Origin of the sequence: Solirubrobacter phytolaccae (assembly GCF_027587195.1) — a bacterium.
Lineage (GTDB): Bacteria > Actinomycetota > Thermoleophilia > Solirubrobacterales > Solirubrobacteraceae > Solirubrobacter > Solirubrobacter phytolaccae.
Genome location: NZ_JAPDDP010000027.1, coordinates 20,143 through 37,259, shown reverse-complemented (window position 1 = coordinate 37,259; position 17,117 = coordinate 20,143). Strand labels below are relative to the sequence as shown.

General features: G+C 71.3%; 13 protein-coding genes. 5 read left to right on the top strand and 8 right to left on the bottom strand.

Features of this window, described 5'->3' with window-relative positions; all coding sequences use genetic code 11:
• Nucleotides 1–39: 39 nt before the first annotated feature.
• From OJ997_RS16140 to OJ997_RS16120, 5 genes are all read right to left on the bottom strand, one after another.
• Complete coding sequence (locus OJ997_RS16140) at nt 40–3,018, bottom strand: choice-of-anchor Q domain-containing protein (RefSeq protein ID WP_270026194.1); 2,979 nt, start codon at nt 3,016–3,018, stop codon at nt 40–42.
• 72 nt (nt 3,019–3,090) lie between these two features.
• A complete protein-coding gene (locus tag OJ997_RS16135) occupies nt 3,091–4,806 on the bottom strand; it encodes a choice-of-anchor Q domain-containing protein (protein WP_270026193.1) in 1,716 nt (571 codons plus the stop codon).
• On the bottom strand, nt 4,803–6,683 hold the full coding sequence (locus OJ997_RS16130) for a choice-of-anchor Q domain-containing protein (protein WP_270026192.1): 1,881 nt from the start codon (nt 6,681–6,683) through the stop codon (nt 4,803–4,805). The genes OJ997_RS16135 and OJ997_RS16130 overlap by 4 nt, the downstream gene beginning before the upstream one ends.
• Nucleotides 6,680–8,377 (bottom strand): autotransporter outer membrane beta-barrel domain-containing protein, encoded by a 1,698-nt coding sequence (locus OJ997_RS16125; protein ID WP_270026191.1) that lies wholly within the window; start codon nt 8,375–8,377, stop codon nt 6,680–6,682. Before OJ997_RS16125 ends, OJ997_RS16130 begins: the two co-directional genes overlap by 4 nt.
• 26 nt (nt 8,378–8,403) lie before the next feature.
• Complete coding sequence (locus OJ997_RS16120; RefSeq protein WP_270026190.1) at nt 8,404–10,038, bottom strand: choice-of-anchor Q domain-containing protein; 1,635 nt, start codon at nt 10,036–10,038, stop codon at nt 8,404–8,406.
• Between the two features lie 186 nt (nt 10,039–10,224).
• Between OJ997_RS16120 and OJ997_RS16115 the strand changes: the two genes are divergently transcribed.
• Nucleotides 10,225–10,989, top strand: coding sequence for an ester cyclase (locus OJ997_RS16115; protein ID WP_270026189.1), 765 nt, complete (start codon nt 10,225–10,227; stop codon nt 10,987–10,989).
• Here OJ997_RS16115 and OJ997_RS16110 read toward each other — a convergent pair.
• Entirely contained in the window at nt 10,979–11,563 is a 585-nt protein-coding gene (locus OJ997_RS16110) for an endonuclease/exonuclease/phosphatase family protein (RefSeq protein ID WP_270026188.1), read from the bottom strand. The genes OJ997_RS16115 and OJ997_RS16110 overlap by 11 nt on opposite strands.
• Nucleotides 11,564–11,613: 50 nt before the next feature.
• Here OJ997_RS16110 and argF point away from each other — a divergent pair, with 50 nt between their 5' ends.
• Nucleotides 11,614–12,510, top strand: coding sequence for an ornithine carbamoyltransferase (gene argF / locus OJ997_RS16105; RefSeq protein ID WP_270026187.1), 897 nt, complete (start codon nt 11,614–11,616; stop codon nt 12,508–12,510).
• Between the two features lie 14 nt (nt 12,511–12,524).
• The gene (locus OJ997_RS16100; protein ID WP_270026186.1) at nt 12,525–12,893 is read left to right on the top strand and encodes a hypothetical protein; all 369 of its coding nucleotides are present in this window, start codon (nt 12,525–12,527) and stop codon (nt 12,891–12,893) included.
• On the opposite strand, the gene OJ997_RS16095 is transcribed toward OJ997_RS16100, so the two are convergent.
• Together OJ997_RS16095 and map are read right to left on the bottom strand one after the other, a co-directional pair.
• Nucleotides 12,887–13,816 (bottom strand): aldo/keto reductase, encoded by a 930-nt coding sequence (locus tag OJ997_RS16095; RefSeq protein ID WP_270026185.1) that lies wholly within the window; start codon nt 13,814–13,816, stop codon nt 12,887–12,889. The two genes, OJ997_RS16100 and OJ997_RS16095, sit on opposite strands and share 7 nt — an antisense overlap.
• Entirely contained in the window at nt 13,813–14,547 is a 735-nt protein-coding gene (gene map, locus OJ997_RS16090) for a type I methionyl aminopeptidase (RefSeq protein ID WP_270026184.1), read from the bottom strand. The genes OJ997_RS16095 and map overlap by 4 nt, the downstream gene beginning before the upstream one ends.
• A 60-nt stretch (nt 14,548–14,607) precedes the next feature.
• On the opposite strand from map, the gene rlmD reads away from it, so the two are divergent.
• Complete coding sequence (gene rlmD, locus OJ997_RS16085; protein WP_270026183.1) at nt 14,608–15,948, top strand: 23S rRNA (uracil(1939)-C(5))-methyltransferase RlmD; 1,341 nt, start codon at nt 14,608–14,610, stop codon at nt 15,946–15,948.
• Nucleotides 15,949–15,996: 48 nt separating this feature from the next.
• Nucleotides 15,997–16,947: a hypothetical protein gene (locus OJ997_RS16080; RefSeq protein WP_270026182.1), complete on the top strand. Its 951-nt coding sequence runs from the start codon at nt 15,997–15,999 to the stop codon at nt 16,945–16,947.
• The last annotated feature ends 170 nt before the right edge of the window (nt 16,948–17,117 follow it).

Sequence of the window (17,117 nt, the reverse complement as noted above, 5' to 3'; positions counted from 1 at the left end):
GAACGTCAGGTGGCGGACAACGTCCAAATGGGCAGCTCTTTAGTACGGCTTCGCCAGGAAGCGCTTGCCGGAGCGCACCAGGCGGTCCTTGCCGCGGTAGCGGACGGCCACGACGCCGCTCGTCACGCGCGTCAGCGTGCCGGAGCAGGTGTCCTGCACGAGCCACTTGGTGCCGCGGACGGTGGCGGCGGAGTACTTGCCGGAGGTGCGGAACGCGCCCTTGCCGTCGCCCCACAGCTTGCGGGACTTCTTCTTCTTGCTCTGCGCGGTGGACGCCTTGCCCTGCTTCTTCGGGCAGGCGGCGAGCGGCTCGGTCAGCTTGAGGTCGAGGATCTTGCCGACCTGGGTGACCTTGAAGATGCCGCCGTAGAACGTGCCGGTCTGGACCTTGCCCTTCTCGGTCTCGAACCGCAGCACGACACGCCCGTTCGTGGTGTCGATCTCCGAGCCGAGCGGGATGTCCTCGAGCGAGTTGACGGCGACGAACTGGTTGGTGCCGAGGATCTTGACCAGCACCTTGCCGGTCGGCCGGATCGTCACGTCCTCGTTGACCGTCGGGGCCGGCGCGGGCGTCGGGCTCGGGGTCGGGCTGGCCGTGGGGACCGGGGTCGGCTGCGCCGGCTGCGGTGCGGCGATCGTGAACGTGCGGACGGGCGCGTCGGCGAAGTTGCCGAGCGAGTCGGTCGAGCGCACGGTGAAGCGGTAGTCGCCGGCGGCGAGGTTCTCGTAGCGCAGCGGCGAGGCGCACGGCGCGAAGTCGGCGCCGCGTCCCGGGCCGTCCAGGCGGCAGGTGAGCGTGCGGCCGGCCTGCGCCGTCGAGAACGTGAACGTCGCCGCGATGCTGTCGGTCGCGGCCTCGGAGACCTCGGGCGCGGCGGTCGCCGCCGTGTCGACGACGAACGCGAAGCGATCGGGCGTCGCGCTGCGGTTCCCCGCGCGATCGACGGCGCTGACGCTGAACTCGTACGCCCCGTCGCCCAGGTCGAAGTAGGTCTTCCCGGTCGCCGGGCACGGCGCTTCCGCGGGGCCGCTGACCCCAGGCCCGGTCAGGCCGCAGATGAAGGTCCCGTCGGGCTCGTTGGAGGTGTACGTGAACGTGACGTCGTTGCTGCCCGTGTGGGCGGGCGGGCCGGAGGTGATGCCGACGGTGGGCGCCGTCCGGTCGACGACGAGGTTCTGCCGCGCCGGCGCCTCGCTGTGATTGCCGGCCCGGTCGATCGCGCGCACCTCGAAGCGGTACTCGCCGGGATCGACGTCGGTGTACGTCTTCCCGGTCGCCGGGCACTCCTGCGCATCCGGTTCCCAGCCCACGAGCTGGCACTCGAACGTGGCGGGCTCGTTGGCGCTGTAGGTGTACGTGATCTGCTCGCCGTTGGACACCGTCGGCCCGGCGTCGATCTGGGCCACCGGGAACGTCTGGTCGACCGTCACCCGCACGGGCGTCGGCGCGGAGTCGCCGACCGCGTCGGTCGCGACCACGTTCAGGTCGTGCTGGCCCGGCGACAGGTTCGTCACGCGCAGCCACGCGCCGGTGCCGTCCGCGTTGACCGAGTCGATCTCGGCTCCGGTCTCGTCGAGGATGCGGATGAACACGTTCGGCTCCGCGGTGCCCGAGAACGTCACCACGGTGTCGCGCTGGAAGCTGTTGTTGGCGGGGGTGGTGACCATGGGCGCGGGCGGGGCCTGCGTGTCGAGCACGAAGCTGCGTTCCGCGGTCCCCTGCGGCTGGCCGTTGAGGAGCGCCTCGACGTGGAGGGTGTAGTCGCCGGCGGGCAGCGCGGTCGTGACCACGTAGGGCGAGGTGCAGGGCGAGAAGGCGGCGTCGCGACCCTCGAGCCGGCAGCGGAAGCCGTCCGCGCCCTCGGTGGAGCCGAACGTGAACGTCGGCGTGGCGTTGCGCGTCCCGCCTTCAGGCCCACCCGTGATGGCGACCCAGTAGGCCGCCTCGAACGCGCCCGCGTCGCAGCCGGCGCCCTTGGGGCGGAGCGTGCCGCGCTGGTCGACGCCCGGGCAGGACTGCTGGGTGAGGAGGTCGATCGCCGGGCTGCCCGGGAGCAGGGCCATCGTCGGCGTCGGGCCGCCGTTGTTGTCGAGCGAGGTGGCGAGCTTGGCGTCGAGCACGCGCCGGTCGACCTCCTGGGTGAAGCCGCACTCGCCGTTGCTGGTCTCGACGTTCCAGCCGTTGGAGACGGCCTTGGTGCCGCCGCAGTTCGACGACGTCTGCTCGTGGAAGTTGTCGGCGACCAGCGTGAGTTGGGCGAACCAGCTGCCCTCGCCGATCTGCACGGCGCCGGTGCCGCGGTCGCCCGCGTGGTTCTGGGCGATCGTCACGCCCTCGGTCGTGACCGTGTTCTGCGGGCTGCCGTAGCTGATCAGCCCGCCCGCGAGCCGCGCGGTGTTGGACGCGATCGTCGAGTTGCGGATCGTCAGCGAGGCCGCGCTGCCGCCGTCACCGCCGAAGTTGATGATGCCGCCGCCGTCACCGCCGCCCTGCGTGGCGCTGTTGCGCTCGATCAGCGACCGGTTGATCGTCATCGTGCCGTTGCGGTTGGCGATGCCGCCGCCGCTCAGCGCGGAGCCGCCGTAGACGTGGATGCCGTCCAGCGTGACCGTGCTCGACTGGGCCATCAGCACGCCGCCGTGCGGGCCGTTGATGCCGAACAGCGCCTGGCCGCCCTGCAGCGTGAGGCCGGAGATCGCGGCGGTGGCGTTGGCGATCTCGAGCGCGCGGATCTCGACGCTCGGGTTCGCGGTGATCGTCGTCACGTTCGCGCCGGCGCCGGTGATCGTGACCGGGTTCGTCACCCGCAGCGCGAGGGTCTGCGTGAGCGAGTACTGACCCGCCGGGATGACGATCGTGTCTCCGTCGACGTTGGCGTTGGCGGCGGTGATCGCGCCACGGATCGAGCACGTGGCCGGGCAGTCGCCCGGTACGTCGTCCGTCGTGTTCACGTTGTAGGTCGCCGCCCACGCGCCGGGGGTGATCGCAAAGCACGCGACCACCGTCAGCAAGAACATCCGTGTAAACCGCATCGATCCTCCGGCCTCCTTGAAAGTGAGGCTAACCGTCCCCGCGCCAGTTTCCCTGTTCTAGCGGTTAGGTCGGGCCAGATAGCGCTTCCCGGCGCGTACGACAATCGTCCGCTTGCCGTGCGTGACGCGCACGGAGCCCTGGGCGACACGGGTCAGCGTGCCGGCGCAGGAGTCCTCGACGAGCCACTTCGTGCCGCGGACGGTGGCGGCGGAGTACTTGCCGCTGGTGCGGAACGCGCCCTTGCCGTCGCCCCACAGCTTGCGCTTCTTGGCCTTCTTCGCGGCGGCGCTCGCGCGGCCCTTCGGGCAGGCCGCGAGCGGCTCCACGAGCTGGAGGTCCGTGATCCCGCCCTTCTGCGTGACCTTGAACAGGCCGTCGTAGAAGAGCGCGGTCTGGGGCGGCGCGCCCGCCTTCGGGATCGACGTCAGGCGCACGCGGCCCTTGCGGGTGTCGACGGTCGAGCCGACCGGGATGCCCTTGGTGACGTCCAGCGGCGCGTACTGGCTCGCGCCCTTGAGCTTGACGAGCACGGTGCCGCCGCCGGGCGCGACGACGATCGTCTGGTTCACGACGGGCGTCGGGGCCGGTGGGGGAGTCGCGGTCGGCGTCTGGGTCGCAACGGCGGTCGGGACCGGTGTGGCCTGCGGCGGCGGAGGCGGCTCGGTGGCCTCGTAGGCGCCCGGGTCACAGCCAGCGCCTTGCGGTCGCGCGACGTCGCGCTGGTCGGTGCCGTCGCACCCGCCGGCGAAGTCGTGCACATCGCTCGTCCAGGGCAGCGCGAGTACGGGCGTCTGACCGCCACCGTCGGTGAGCGTGACGGCCAGTCCGCCGGTCGTGTTCTGGCGCTCGAAGCCGCAGTCCGCCCCTGACTCCACGTTCGCGCCCGCGCTGGTCGGGCGCGTCGGACCGCAGTTCGACGGGCCGATCAGCGACGCTGCCTGGCTGAAGTTGCCGGTGTTGCGCGCGAAGATCGACGCGCGGACCTCGACGCGCTGCTGGTCGGTGATCAGCAGTCCGCCGCCCGTGGTCACGCTTGCGGCGTTGTCGGCGACGGTCACGCGCTCGAGCCGCGACTGGTTGCCGTTCTGCTCGGTGGCCGTGATCCCCGCGCCGCGCGACGCGCGGTTGAACGCGATCGTCGTGTCCGCGACGAGCAGCGTCTGCGGGTTGTCGTTGGAGCGCATGAGGATGCCGCCGCCGTCACCGAGCGGCGACTGGCCGCCGGGCTGGGCGACGTTGTTGTCGATCAGGCTGTGGCGGATCTCGAGGCTGCCGCCGCCGCCCGTGGCGATGCCGCCGCCACGGAACGCCGTGCCGCCCGTGATGCGGACGTGGTCGAGCGCGAGATCGGCCCCGTGCGCCATCTCGACGTTCCCGCCGATCGTCTCGGAGCCGCTCGTCGCGGTGCCGCCGGTGATCGTCACGCCGGAGATCGCGTTCCCGCCACCCGAGGCGACGCTGAAGACGCGGAACCCACCCGGGCTCCGGATGGTCGTCTGCCCCGCGCCCGCGCCGAGCAGCGCCGCCTCACCCGAGATCGTCAGCTCGCCGAGCTGCGGGTTGAGCTCGTATGTGCCGGCGGGGAGCGTGATCGTGTCGGCCTCGCTGTTCTGCGCGGCTTGGCCCAGCGCCGTACGCAGCGTGCATTGCTGCTGGCGGATCGGCGGGCACGAGCCGCCGCTGTCGGTCGTGGTCGTCACCGTGAAGGTCGCCGCGGACGCGGGCGCGGCGAACGCCAGCGCGGCGGCGAGCGTGAGCAGCGCGCGTTTCATCGCGGCTTCGCCAGGTAGCGCCCACCGGCCCGCACGATGATGCGCTTCTTCCCGTGCTCGACGCGCACCGAGCCCTGGGTGACCCGCGTGAGCGTGCCCGCGCACGAGTCCTCGACGAGCCACTTGGTGCCGCGGACAGTGGCGGCGCTGTACTTGCCCTGGGTGCGGAACGCGCCCTTGCCGTCGCCCCAGAGCTTGCGCTTCTTGGCCTTCTTGGCGGCCGCGGAGGCCTTGCCCTTCGGGCAGCGGGCGAGCTGCTCGCTCAGCTTGAGCGTCGTGATGCCCTTCGACTGGGCGATCGTGAAGAGGCCGTCGTAGAACCGGGCCTTTTCGGGCGGGGCGCCGGCCTTCGGGACCGACGTCAGCTCGACCGTGCCCTTGCGCGTGTCGACGCTCGATCCGACGGGGATGCCCTCGGCCGCGTTGAGATCGACGTAGCGCTTGCTGCCCTTGCGCTTGATCTTCACGGTGCCCTTGACCTCCGCGACCACCACGGTGCGGTTCACGACCGGGGTCGGCGTGGGCGACGGCGTCACGGTCGGCGTGGCGGTCGGCGGCGGCTGGACCGTGAACGTGACGGTCTGCGGGTTCGGGTCGGGAACCCCCTGCGCGTCGACCGCCCGCACCGCGAGCGTGTGCGTCCCGGGCGCGGCGCCCGGGTTGTACGGCGAGGCGCAGGCGACGAACGGCCCGCCGTCGAGCGAGCACTCGAACGTCGACCCCGCCTCGCTGGAGCTGAACGTGAACGGCGGCGCGGCGCCGGCGACGGCGGTGGACGGCGGCGGGTTGTACTCGTACGCGCCGGCGTCGCACAACGCACCTTGCGGGCGAGGCGTGGAGCGCTGATCGAGCGTCCGGCCGGCGCAGGCGGCGAAGTCGACGGCCGGGCTGCCCGGAACCACGGCGAGGGCGGGCGGCTGCGAGCCGTCGAGCGCCGTCGCGAGCTGCGGCTCGGTGTTCTGGCGGCTCGCGGCGGTGGCCGCGCCGCACTGGTTGCTGTCCTCGATGTTGCCGCCCTGATCGGTGACGGCACCGTTGAACGAGCAGTTCTGCACCGCGTTGTTCGCGCCGCGGTTGCCGGCGAAGATCGAGCCCTGGATCGTCGCGGCCGTACTCGACGACTGGATGCCCCCCACCCCGGCGGTCGCGGTGTTGAACGCGACGGTCGCGCCACGCAGGGTGGGCGCCGAGTTGCTCGTGATCGAGATGCCCGCACCCGAGCCCGCGGCCGTGTTGAAGGCGATCGTGGAGTCCGTGATCGTGGCCGCGAACGGGAACGTCTGGCCAGGCATCGAGATACCGCCGCCGTTGCCGCCGCTGACACCGGTCGCCGCGTTCGTGTCGATCAGGCTGCGCGAGATCACCAGGCCGGTCGTCCCGGAGGCCCCGATCACGGAGAGCCCGCCGCCGGCGGTCGCGCGCCCGTCGGTGATCCGCACGTCTTCGAGCCCGAGCACGATGCTCGAGGCAGAGATGTTTCCGCCCGCCCCAGACGCCGGCCGTCCGCCCCGGACGGTCAAACCGCGCAGCACGAACTGCCCGGGATCGAAGCCGGTGCTCGACAAGGAGAAGACCCGCGTCGCGCCGGCCGGCTGCACGAACGTCGCATTGGCTCCGGCGCCGCTCACGGTGATGCGTCGCGCGTTGGCTCCGCTCACGCTCAACTCGGGCACCGCGTACGTGCCCGCCGGCAGGTTGATCACGTCGTCCTCCGCGACGCCGTTGGCGACCGCGGCGGCCAACGCTCCGCGCAGGGAGCAGGCGATCGCGTCGCAGCTCGCGGTGTCCAGCGCCGTGTTGACCTGGAACGTCTCCGCATGCGCCGGCGCCGCGCCGAGCAGCATCGCGCCGACCGTCGTCAGCAGGAGCCGCCTCACGGCTTCGCCCGCACCACGAGCGGCTTGCCGGGGCGGACGATGACCCGCTTGCCGCGGCGGTCGAGGCCGTAGACGGTGCCCTGCGTCACGCGAATGGTCGTGGACGTGCACGTGTCCTCCAGGACCCACTTGGTGCCGCGGACGGTGGCGGCGCTGTACTTGCCCTGGGTGCGGAAGGCGCCCTTGCCGTCACCCCAGAGCTTGCGCTTCTTCGGCTTTCTCTGAGCGAGCGACGCACGGCCCGGCCTGGGGCAGTCGAGCTCCTCGGTCAGCGTGAGCGTCGTCAGGCCGCCGGACTGGGTCACCTTGAACAACCCGTCATAGAACGTCGCCTTCTCGGGCGGGGCGCCCGGCTTCGGTACCGCCGTGAGCACGACGGCGCCTTTTCTCGTGTCGATCGTCGAACCCACCGGGACGCCGCGAGTTGCGTCGAGATCCACGAACGTCTTCGTGCCCGGCAGCTGCACCTTCACCGTGCCCCGCTGCTCCTCGACGACGATCTGCCGGTTGGCGACCGGCGTCGGCGTGGGTGTCACGGTCGGCGCGGGCGTCGGCGTCGGCTGGGCCGCGGGGATCGCGGGCGGAGGCGGCGGAGGGTCGGGAGTGGGCGTCGGCGTGGGGTCCGGATCGGGCCCAGGGCCGCCGCCCGGGTCGATCCCGTCGTGGTCGTAGGCGCCGGCGTCGCACGGCGCGCCGCCGCGGCTGAAGTTGCGCTGGTCGAGCTGGCTGAAGCAGGGCGTCACGGAGTTGGCCGCCGGGCTGGTCGCCGGGATCGTCAGCACGTCCGTGCTGAACTGGCCGCCCTGGTTGCTGAGCGTGAGGGCGAGCTGCGGGTCGGTGTTGAGCTGGTTGCCGGTCGGCGCGAGCCCGCAGGTGCTGCCGCTGTCGACGTTCAGGTTGCCGCTCAGCGTCCCGGTTCCCGTGCAGCTGCCCGTGCTGTTGCCGGCGAGGATCGAGCCCACGGCCAGCGTGTCCTGCTGCTCCTGGAACCAGATCCCCGAGCCGGTGTTGCGGGCGATCGTGGCGTGCAGCAGGTCGAAGGTGTTGAGGCCGCCGCGGGAGCTGATGCCGCCGCCCTCGGGCGCGGTGTTCCCGGCGATCGTCGAGTCGCCGACGATCACCTGGGCGCCGTCGTCGATGCCGTTGTTGTCGATGCCGCCGCCGATCGTCGTCGCGACGTTCCCGTCGATCGTGCTGAACGCGACGGTCAGCTCGCCCTGGTTGCTGATGCCCGCGCCCTGGGTGGCGGTGCCGTTGGTCACGCGCGCGAACGTCAGCCCGAGCGTCGCCGCCTGGTTGACCAGGATGTTGCCGCCCGGTCCGCTGCCGATCGACCCGTCGCGGATCGTCATCAACCCGATCGTCGCGTCGGCGTCCGCGCCGATCGTGAACACGCGGTCGCTCTGATTGGCGGACACCGTCGTCTGGCGCGGGCCGACGCCGGACACCGTCAAGCCGTCGCTGATCAGCAGGTCACCGGCCGTCAGGTCGTAGCGGCCCGCCCCGAGCGTGATCGCGTCGGCGCCCGCGCTCGTGTTCGACTGCGTCACGGCGGCGCGCAGCGTCGTGCACGCGAACGCCTCGAGGCCGGCGGGTTGGCACGAGCCGGTCAAGCTGTCGGTGAAGCCGGTCACGGTGTAGGTGGAAGCCGCGGCGGGACTCGCCGTGGCGAGGCTCGCCACGGCGGCGAGCATCGTCCCCCGGCGTCCCGCCCGCGCGTTCACTTCCTCGCCCGGAACACGCGTTTCTGGCCGGCGCGGACGGTGTACGACTTGCCCTGCCCGGTTGCACGGACCACGCCCTGCGTGACGCGGACGGTCGTGGTCGTGCACGTGTCCTCGACGAGCCACTTGGTGCCGCGCACCGTGGCGGCGCTGTACTTGCCCTGGGTGCGGAACGCGCCCTTGCCGTCACCCCAGAGCTTGCGCTTCTTGGCCTTCTTGGCGGCTAGCGACGCCTTCTTGCCCTTCGGGCAGTCGAGTACCTCGCTCAGCGTCAGCGTGGTCACCCCGCCCCGCTGATTGAGCTTGAACAGACCCTCGGAGAACGTCGCCTCCTCGGCCGGGGCGCCCGCCTTCGGCACCGCCTTGATCTTGATCGCGCCCTTGCGCGCGTCGATCTCCGTGTTGTTCGGCAGGCTCGTCACGTCGTTGAGGTCGACGAACCTGCTCGTGCCGGGCAGCTTGACCTTGACCGTGCCGCGCTCCTCGTCGCCGACGACGCTCCGGTTCGGGACCGGCGTCGGCTCGGCCGGCGGCGCGGGCGTCGGAGTCGGCTGCGGCGGAGCAGGGGTCGGCGTGGGCGTCGGCTGCGGGTCGACGACGAAGCCCGGGTCGACCGCGTCGCGATCGTACGCTCCGGCGTCGCAGGGCTGGTTCGCGGGCCGGTTGAAGGCCCGCTGGTCGATCAACAGGAAGCACGGCGACACGTAGTCGGCGGCCGGGCTGTTGGCGGGGATCGTCAGGACGTCGGTGAAGCCACCCTGGTTGCTGAGGCCGGCGGCCAGAAGCGGGTCGGAGACCACCCGGTTCGTTCCCGCGTCGAGCGCGCAGCTCGTCGTGCTCTCGACGTTGGAGGTCCCGTCCACCGTGCCGCCGGAACAGCTCACGCTGTTGTTGGCGATGATCGAGGCCTCCACGTTCGCGAGCTGTTGGCTGTCGAAGGCCAGGCCGGCTCCGGTGTTTCGCGCGATCGTCGAGTACAAGATGTCGACGTCGTTGGCGCTGTTGCCGATCGAGTTGATGCCGGCGCCGGTGTTGCCGGCGATCGTCGAGTCGCCCAGGGTCAGGATTGCCGGGCCGCCTCCGCCGACGTTTCTGATCCCGCCGCCGGGGTTGCCGTCGATCAGGCTGTAGGTGACGATGGCCTCGCCCTCGTTGAGGAGGCCGACTCCGCTCGTCGCGGCGGTCAGCCGCACGAACGCGAGGCTGACCTGGGAGCCGTCGAAGACGTCGACGTTCGCGTTCGTCCCACGCCGGACAGTCATGTTCGCGAGCGTGACGGTCGAGTTCCCGGTGATCCGGAACGCGGGCGCTCCGGCCCCGGTCGCGTCGATCGTCGTCTGACGAGCGCCCAGGCCCGCGATCGTCGCGTTGTCGGTGATGTCGATCTGCCCGACCGGGAGATTGACCGTCGGCGACGTGATCAGGATCTCGTCGTCCACCGTCGTCGATGCGTTCGCCGCGTTGACGGCTGCGCGCAGCATCGTGCACGTCCACGCCCCGGCTCCGGCCGGCGCACATCCAGCCGGGATCGAGTTGTCGGCACTCCCCGTCACCGTGTACGTGTCCGCCGCGGCGGGGCCCGCCACGGCGAGGCTCGCGGCTACGGCGAGCATCGCCACTCGAAGTCTCATCTACAGGCGACCCTAACCCGGCTGCGGAAGCGCACGCAAGCGCCAAACGTCCGTGATCGCGAGGCCCGGAAGGGCAAGAAAAAGGGCAATCGAGGCTTCGGGTTCGACGACTGACCACTGTCTTCACGCCTCGCCCAAGGTCGCTGGTCTGCGGCCTCGCTCCTGCGCGCGCTGCTCGCGCCCCTGTTGCTCGTCGCCGCGCTTGCCGTTCCCACGAGTGCGGCGGCCTCCGCCCTGCTGCTCGACGACATCAGCGGCGGCCTCGTGCGCGTGTTCCTCTCCGAGGTCGAGGTGTCCGGAACGACGGTGGTCAACGACGGCGACTGGCATCACTTCGCGGTCGTGTGGGAGCCGGGCGCGCGTCTGGACGTGTACGTCGACGGCGCCCGAGGGCCTGCACACCACCGACGCCACCCTCTTGAACGGCGCCGGCTGGACGTTCGGGCCGCCCGGGGTGTAAGTCAGCCATCATGGCGTCCGATGGAGGTGGACGAGCTCTTCGACGCGTGGGACCGCGCCTGGTCGGGCCGTGATGCGCGGGGGTTCGAATCCATCTGCAGCCCGGACGTCCACTACGAGGACCCGTTGACCGAGGAGCCGCTGATCGGCACGCGGCGGCTCGCTCGGCACGCGCGCCAGCTGTGGAAGGCGCTGCCCGACGCGCGGGTGAACTCGACCGGCGCGCGGCTGAGCAACGGCACGTTCGTCTCCGCGCCCTGCCGCATCCTCGGTACGCACCTGGGTGAGATCGGGCGCATCCACCCGACCAAGCGGCAGCTGGAGGTCCACGCCGTCGTCTACGCGGAGCTGGACGACGAGCAGCGCTTCCTGCGCGTCCGCGCCTTCTTCGACGTCTACAGCGCCGCGATGGACCTCGGCGTCGTCCCGAAGCCGGGCACGGCGGGCGAGCGGGCGATGTTGATGCTGCGCGGGTTCGGGCTCAGAGGCTGACCCGGACCCGGATCGGCGGGTGGTCGGACAACGGCCCGCGCTCGAGCACCTCGAAGCCAGAGCCCGCGGCGCCGCGCGCGAAGAAGTGGTCCACGTGGTTGCCGCCGAGCCACGTCATCCCGTCGATCGCCGGCCGGCGCAGGTTCAGGTCCCCGCCGAGCAGCAGCGGCGTGTCGAACGCCCACGCCTCCGCGGCCCGGGCCACGTCGCGCGCCGCCCACTCGTCCCGGTGGGTCGAAGCGTGCAAGTTCACGACCGTCAGCCCGTCGGCGAGCACGATCCCGTGCGCCCACCGCCGCTCCGGCCACCACGTCAGACGGACGACACGATGGTCCCCGACCGCTCCGCGAACGAGGATCGCGTTGCATCCACCGCCGTTCGCCTTGAGCAACTCCGGATTCCGGTCGGAAACGGCCCGCCGCAGCGCGAGCCCGAAGTTGCGCGACGTCAGCACCCAGCGCGCGGACGCGCCACAGCGCTCGCCGAGCACCGCAGGCCACCACGGCGGCACTTCCTGCAAGATGGCGACGTCCCATTCCCAGCCCGCCAAAGCTTCGGAAAACTCGTCGAGCAACGATCGCCGCACGGGATTTCGCGCGCGACCGTGGTAGAGGTTCCAGCTCAATGCCAGCACCCCAACACTTCATCACCGGCGCCGAGCTGGACGCGCCGCGGCTCTCACTCCTCCTGCATCGAGCGGCCGCGCTCAAGGAGGCTCCGCTGTCCTCGCGTGCACTCGAGGGCCGCACCGTCGCGCTGGTGTTCAACAAGCCGTCCACCCGCACGCGGACGTCGTTCGAGTCCGGCGTGTTCGAGCTGGGCGGGCACCCGATGATCCTGCGCCCGGACGAGATGCAGCTCACGCGCGGCGAGTCCGTGCGCGACACCGCGTACATCCTCTCCCGCCACAGCGAGATCATCGGCCTGCGCACGGGCAACGAGGACGAGCTGAACGGGCTGGCCGAGCACGCGACCGTCCCCGTGGTGAACATGCTGAGCCCGGGGCATCACCCGTGCCAGGCGATCGCCGACCTGCTCACGCTGAAGGAGACGTTCGGGGAGCTCAGCGGCCGCGTGATCACGTACGTCGGCGACGGCAACAACGTCGCGCGCTCGCTGGCCGTGGTCGGCGACATCGCCGGTATGGAGGTGCGGATCGCCGCGCCGGACGGCTACCAGATCACCGACACGCCGGCGAAGCTGTTCACCGACCCGGTCGAGGCGGTCAAGGGTGCCGACGCCGTCTACACCGACGTGTGGGTGAGCATGAGCGACGACGAGAGCTCCGCCGCCGCCCGCCGCGAGGCGCTCGCCGACTACGCGATCACCGACGCGCTGCTCGATCACGCCAACGACGGCGCGATCGCCTTGCACTGCCTTCCGGCGCATCCGGGCGAGGAGATCACCGAGTCCGTGCTCTACGGCGACCGCCAGCGGATCTGGGACCAGGCCGAGAACCGCCGCCACGCCCAGAAGGCGCTGCTCGAACTCCTCGTTTCGCCCCCGGCGGACGAGGGGTAGGCAGGATCGGCCCGATGTCCCCGCAGCTCAAGAACCCGCTCGACGTGATGGTGATCACGCGTGAGCGCCTGCAGGACACGCTCGACGACGCGGTCCGCCGCGGCCGGATGACCCGCGACGACGCGGCCGAGCTGATGTCGGAGATCGTGCGGCGCGCGATCTCGGCGCCCGCCGACCGGGTGCTGCAGGAGGTCAAGGCCGCGATCGGGGTCGGCGAGGACGAGTTCCCCATCGCCGACTACGACGACCTGACCGCGGCGCAGATCGTGTCCCAGCTCGACGCGCTCGAGACGGTGGACCTGCGCCGCGTGCGTGACTACGAGCGCCGCAACGCGAACCGCAAGACGGTGCTCAACGCCACCGACTCGCGGCTCGATCAGTAACGCGAGCCAACCGCCTCGGGGAGCTCGTCGAGCTCCGCGAGGTCCTCGGCGGTGAGCGTCACGCTCGCCGCCGCCGCGTTCTCCTCCAGGCGCGAGACCTTCTTCGTGCCGGGGATCGGGACGACGCACGAGCCCTGAGCCAGCAGCCACGCGAGCGCGACCTGCGCGGGGGTGACCTCACGCCGCTCCGCGACCTCGATCACCTTCGCCACCAGCGCCTGGTTGGCGTCCATCGCCTCAGGCTGGAAGCGCGGGTTGTTCTTGCGGAAGTCACCCGCCGGGAAGCTCTGCGGCTTCAGCGCGCCGGTCAGGAACCCGCGGCCGAGCGGGGCGAACGGCAGGAACGCGGCGTCGTTGGCGACGCACCACGGCACGACGGCCTCGAACGCGATCCGCGTCCACAGCGAGCCCTCCGACTGCACGGACGCCACCGGGTGGATCGCGTGCGCGCGCTCGATCTCCTCCACGCTCACCTCGGACAGCCCGAGCGCGCGGACCTTGCCCTCGGTGACGAGCGAGGCCATCGCGCCCCAGGTCTCCTCGAGCGGGACCTCCGGGTCGACGCGGTGCAGCTGGTAGAGGTCGATGTGGTCGATCCCGAGCCGCTGCAGCGAGCCGTCGACGGCCTCGCGCACGTGCTCGGGCCGCCCGTCCTTGGCGAGGACGTACTCGGCGGCGTCCTCGACCACGAGCCCGCACTTGGTGGCGACGAAGTAGTCGTCGCGGCGGCCGGCGATGGCCTTGCCCACCAGCGTCTCGTTCGTGAACGGCCCGTACATGTCGGCCGTGTCGAGCAGCGTCACGCCGAGCTCCGCGGCGCGGTGGATCACGCGGATCGACTCGGCGTCGTCGCGGTCCGCGGCGCCGTAGGCCCACGTCATGCCCATGCAGCCGAGGCCGAGCCTCCCGGGGACGACCGTCATGCCGTCAGGAGGATCGGGGCGGCTTCCGTGATCACGATCGTGTGCTCGAAGTGCGCGCACGAGGAGCCGTCGTAGGTCTTCACGGTCCAGCCGTCGTCGTGCATGTAGACCTCGCCGTCGCCGGCCGCGATGATCGGCTCGATCGTGATCACGAGGCCGTCGGTGAGCGTCGGGCCGTCCCAGTCGATGTTCGGGACGTCGGGCTCCTCGTGGATCTTGCGGCCGATGCCGTGGCCCGCGAGCTCCTCGATCACGCTGAACCCGCGGCGGCTGACCTCGTCGTTGACGGCCTTGCCGACGACGCCGACGTTCACGCCGGCCGTCGCCGCCTCGAGGCCGCGCTTCAAAGCGGACTGCGACGCCGCCATCAGGCGCTGCTCGCGCGGGCGCACGCGTCCGACGGGGACGGTGCGGCAGGCGTCGGCGTAGAAGCCGTCCAGCTCGGCGGTCACGTCGAGCTTGATCAGCTGCCCCTCGCGCAGTCGGCGCGGACCGGGGATGCCGTGCACGGCCTCGTCGTCGACGGAGAGGCACGTGACGCCGGGGAAGTCGTAGTCGAGCTGCGGGCCCGAGCGCGCGCCGTAGCGCTTGAAGACCTGCGCGGCGACGTCGTCGAGCTCGCCCGTGCTCACGCCGGGGCGGACGCGACGGGCCATCTCGCGGATCGCCTCGGCGACGACGCGGCCGGCGGCGCGCAGAGCGGCCAGCTCATCAGGGGAGTCGATGGACACCCTGTCATCCTCACACATCCCATGTCTTCGCCAACTTCGACTCGACCCTCGCGCGGCGACGTGCTTGAACTCACCATCGATTCCCTCGCCCACGGCGGGAACGGCGTCGCCCGCACCGAGGGCGGCTACGTGCTCTTCGTCGCCGGTGGGGTCCCGGGTGACCGGGTCAAGGCCGAGGTCGGCAAGGCCAAGCGCGCCTACGCCGAGGCTCGCGTGGTGGAGGTCGTGGAACCGTCCCCGGACCGGATCGCGCCGGTCGCCGACCATCCGGGCGCGCCGTGGCAGGTCATGCCGTACGCGAAGCAGCTCGAGGTCAAGGCCGAGCAGGTCGAGGACGCGCTGCGCCGGATCGGGAAGCTGGACGGGTTCGAGATCGAGCCGATCGTCCCCGCCGAGCAGGAGTGGCGGTACCGCAACAAGTTCGAGTTCTCGTTCGGCTCCGGCCCCGAGGGCGAGCTCGTGTGCGGCTTCCACGCGCCCGGCCGCTGGAACGACATCGTCCCGATGGACGACTGCATGCTCGCCTCCGAGAAGGTCAACGAGCTGCGCCGGCAGGTCCTGAAGTTCTGCAACGGCCTGATGCCGTGGGATCGCCGCGACCAGCGCGGCTTCCTGCGCAACCTCGTGATCCGCGAGGGCCGGATGACCGGGCAGACGCAGGTGCGCCTGATCACCTCGCCCGGCAAGCTCGACGTCGACGGCTTCATCGACGCGGTCGACTGCGACGGCCTCTGGTGGACGCAGACCGCCGACCTGGGCGAGACCACGACGGGCGGCGAGACGACACTGCTCGCCGGCGCGCCCCAGCTCGTCGACAAGATCAACACGCTGGACTTCCTGATCTCGCCCGAGGCGTTCTTCCAGACGAACACCGAGATGGCGCACAAGCTCTACGACGTCGCGCTCGAGTACGCCGGGCTGCGCGGCCACGAGAAGGTCTTCGACCTGTACTCGGGCATCGGCACGATCGCGCTGACGCTGGCCACCCGCGCCCGCCACGTGACCGGCCTGGAGATCGTCGCGCCCGCCGTCGCCGACGCGATCGCCAACGCGAAGCTCAACGACATCCAGAACGCGAACTTCTACGCCGGCGACGCGCGCCTCGCGCTGCGCGACCTGGTGGAGGCCGAGGGCAAGCCCGACCTCGCCGTGATCGACCCGCCGCGCGCGGGCCTCTCGGCCAAGATCGTGCGCCGGATCGTCGACGCCGCCCCGTCGCGGATCGTCTACGTCTCCTGCAACCCGACGACGCTCGCGCCCAACGCCGCGCAGCTCGTCGAGGCCGGGTACCAGCTCAAGAAGGTCCGCCCGGTCGACATGTTCCCGCAGACCCCGCACATCGAGTGCGTGGCGCTGCTGGAAGCGGGTCCGGACGGGGTCAAGAACCCCGATCGCGACTAGCCGACCGTTCGAGGTTCGAGAGTGGCGCGTCGGCGCTAGCTTGGCCGCATGCCTGGACGCGTGCTCCTCGCGGCGCTGCTCGTCGCCCTTGCCCTACCCGCCTCCGCTGACGCCGCCTGGCGGCTGACCGCCGACGGTCAGCCGCTGATCACGACGCACACCGGCAGCCAGGATCAGGTCTTCGTCTGCCCGCCCGGCGGCACGCCGTGCGTGGAGGGCGGCTGGAACACGAGCGAGCACGACCGCAGGGCCTTCGCGCCCGGTGAGACCGCGGTGGGCACGACGTTCGAGGTGCGGACGGCTGAGCTGGGGACCGATCGGAGCCCGGCGTGGCAGGGCCAGGTCACGGCGGCGACGCCGCCCGCGATCACCGGCCCGGCCGTGGCCCGTGCCCGGGCCGTGTGGACGGCCGGAACCTGGCAGGGCGGATGGGGCGACACCCGGAACGAGATCCGCGTGTTCGCCTGCCGGACGACGACCGCGACCGGCTGCCACTCGTTGCCCGCTTACCTCAGGGCGTGCGGCTCCGCCTGCGACACGATCACGGACCGCCGGTCCGACGGCCGTCCCATCCCGGATGCGCTCGCGGGCTTCTTCCTGTTCGTGAGCCAGGACCCGTCCCCCAGCGACCGGCGGGGGATCCCCGTTCCCGTGATCGCGAAGCCGGGGCCGTGGAACGACGACCGTCCGTGGGACTTCAAGCCCGAACCGCGAACGCAGCTGTCCGCGCCGCTCGGGCCGATCAAGCCCGCGTTCACGCTCACGCTGCGCGAGCGGCCGTTCCGCCTCGACGGCAAGCTCCGGCTCGGGAGCGTGACCTGCCCCGCCCGCTGCGAGGTCGCGGTGACCGTCGTCGGCGGCGGCAAGCGCAAGCACGAATCCGGCTTCCATGCCGAGGGCACGAAGGCGATCGCGGCTCCCTACCGCAGCGGCAAGCTGACCGTCCGCGTCTACGTCGACGGGCGCCTCGAACGCACGATCCGTGTCGTCGCACGCTGACGCGGAAAGCGTTTGCTTCCTACGTAAACGTGTAACCACGGCCGGACGCGCCACTTAAGTCAAGTCCTGGACGAACATTCGTCCAACCCTCGATAAAACCGTGATAATTTTGCGGACCTTCGCGTCCACAAGGATTCGTGGACGCGCAATCGAGGAGGAGAGTCTTCTTG

Excerpts from the sequence above, each read along its gene's own strand:
- OJ997_RS16140 (WP_270026194.1), bottom strand. The coding sequence starts at position 3,018 with ATGTTCTTGCTGACGGTGGTCGCGTGCTTTGCGATCACCCCCGGCGCG.
- OJ997_RS16135 (WP_270026193.1), bottom strand. The coding sequence starts at position 4,806 with ATGAAACGCGCGCTGCTCACGCTCGCCGCCGCGCTGGCGTTCGCCGCG.
- OJ997_RS16125 (WP_270026191.1), bottom strand. The coding sequence starts at position 8,377 with ATGCTCGCCGCCGTGGCGAGCCTCGCCACGGCGAGTCCCGCCGCGGCT.
- OJ997_RS16120 (WP_270026190.1), bottom strand. The coding sequence starts at position 10,038 with ATGAGACTTCGAGTGGCGATGCTCGCCGTAGCCGCGAGCCTCGCCGTG.
- argF (WP_270026187.1), top strand. The coding sequence starts at position 11,614 with ATGCCAGCACCCCAACACTTCATCACCGGCGCCGAGCTGGACGCGCCG.
- OJ997_RS16100 (WP_270026186.1), top strand. The coding sequence starts at position 12,525 with ATGTCCCCGCAGCTCAAGAACCCGCTCGACGTGATGGTGATCACGCGT.
- OJ997_RS16095 (WP_270026185.1), bottom strand. The coding sequence starts at position 13,816 with ATGACGGTCGTCCCCGGGAGGCTCGGCCTCGGCTGCATGGGCATGACG.
- OJ997_RS16080 (WP_270026182.1), top strand. The coding sequence starts at position 15,997 with ATGCCTGGACGCGTGCTCCTCGCGGCGCTGCTCGTCGCCCTTGCCCTA.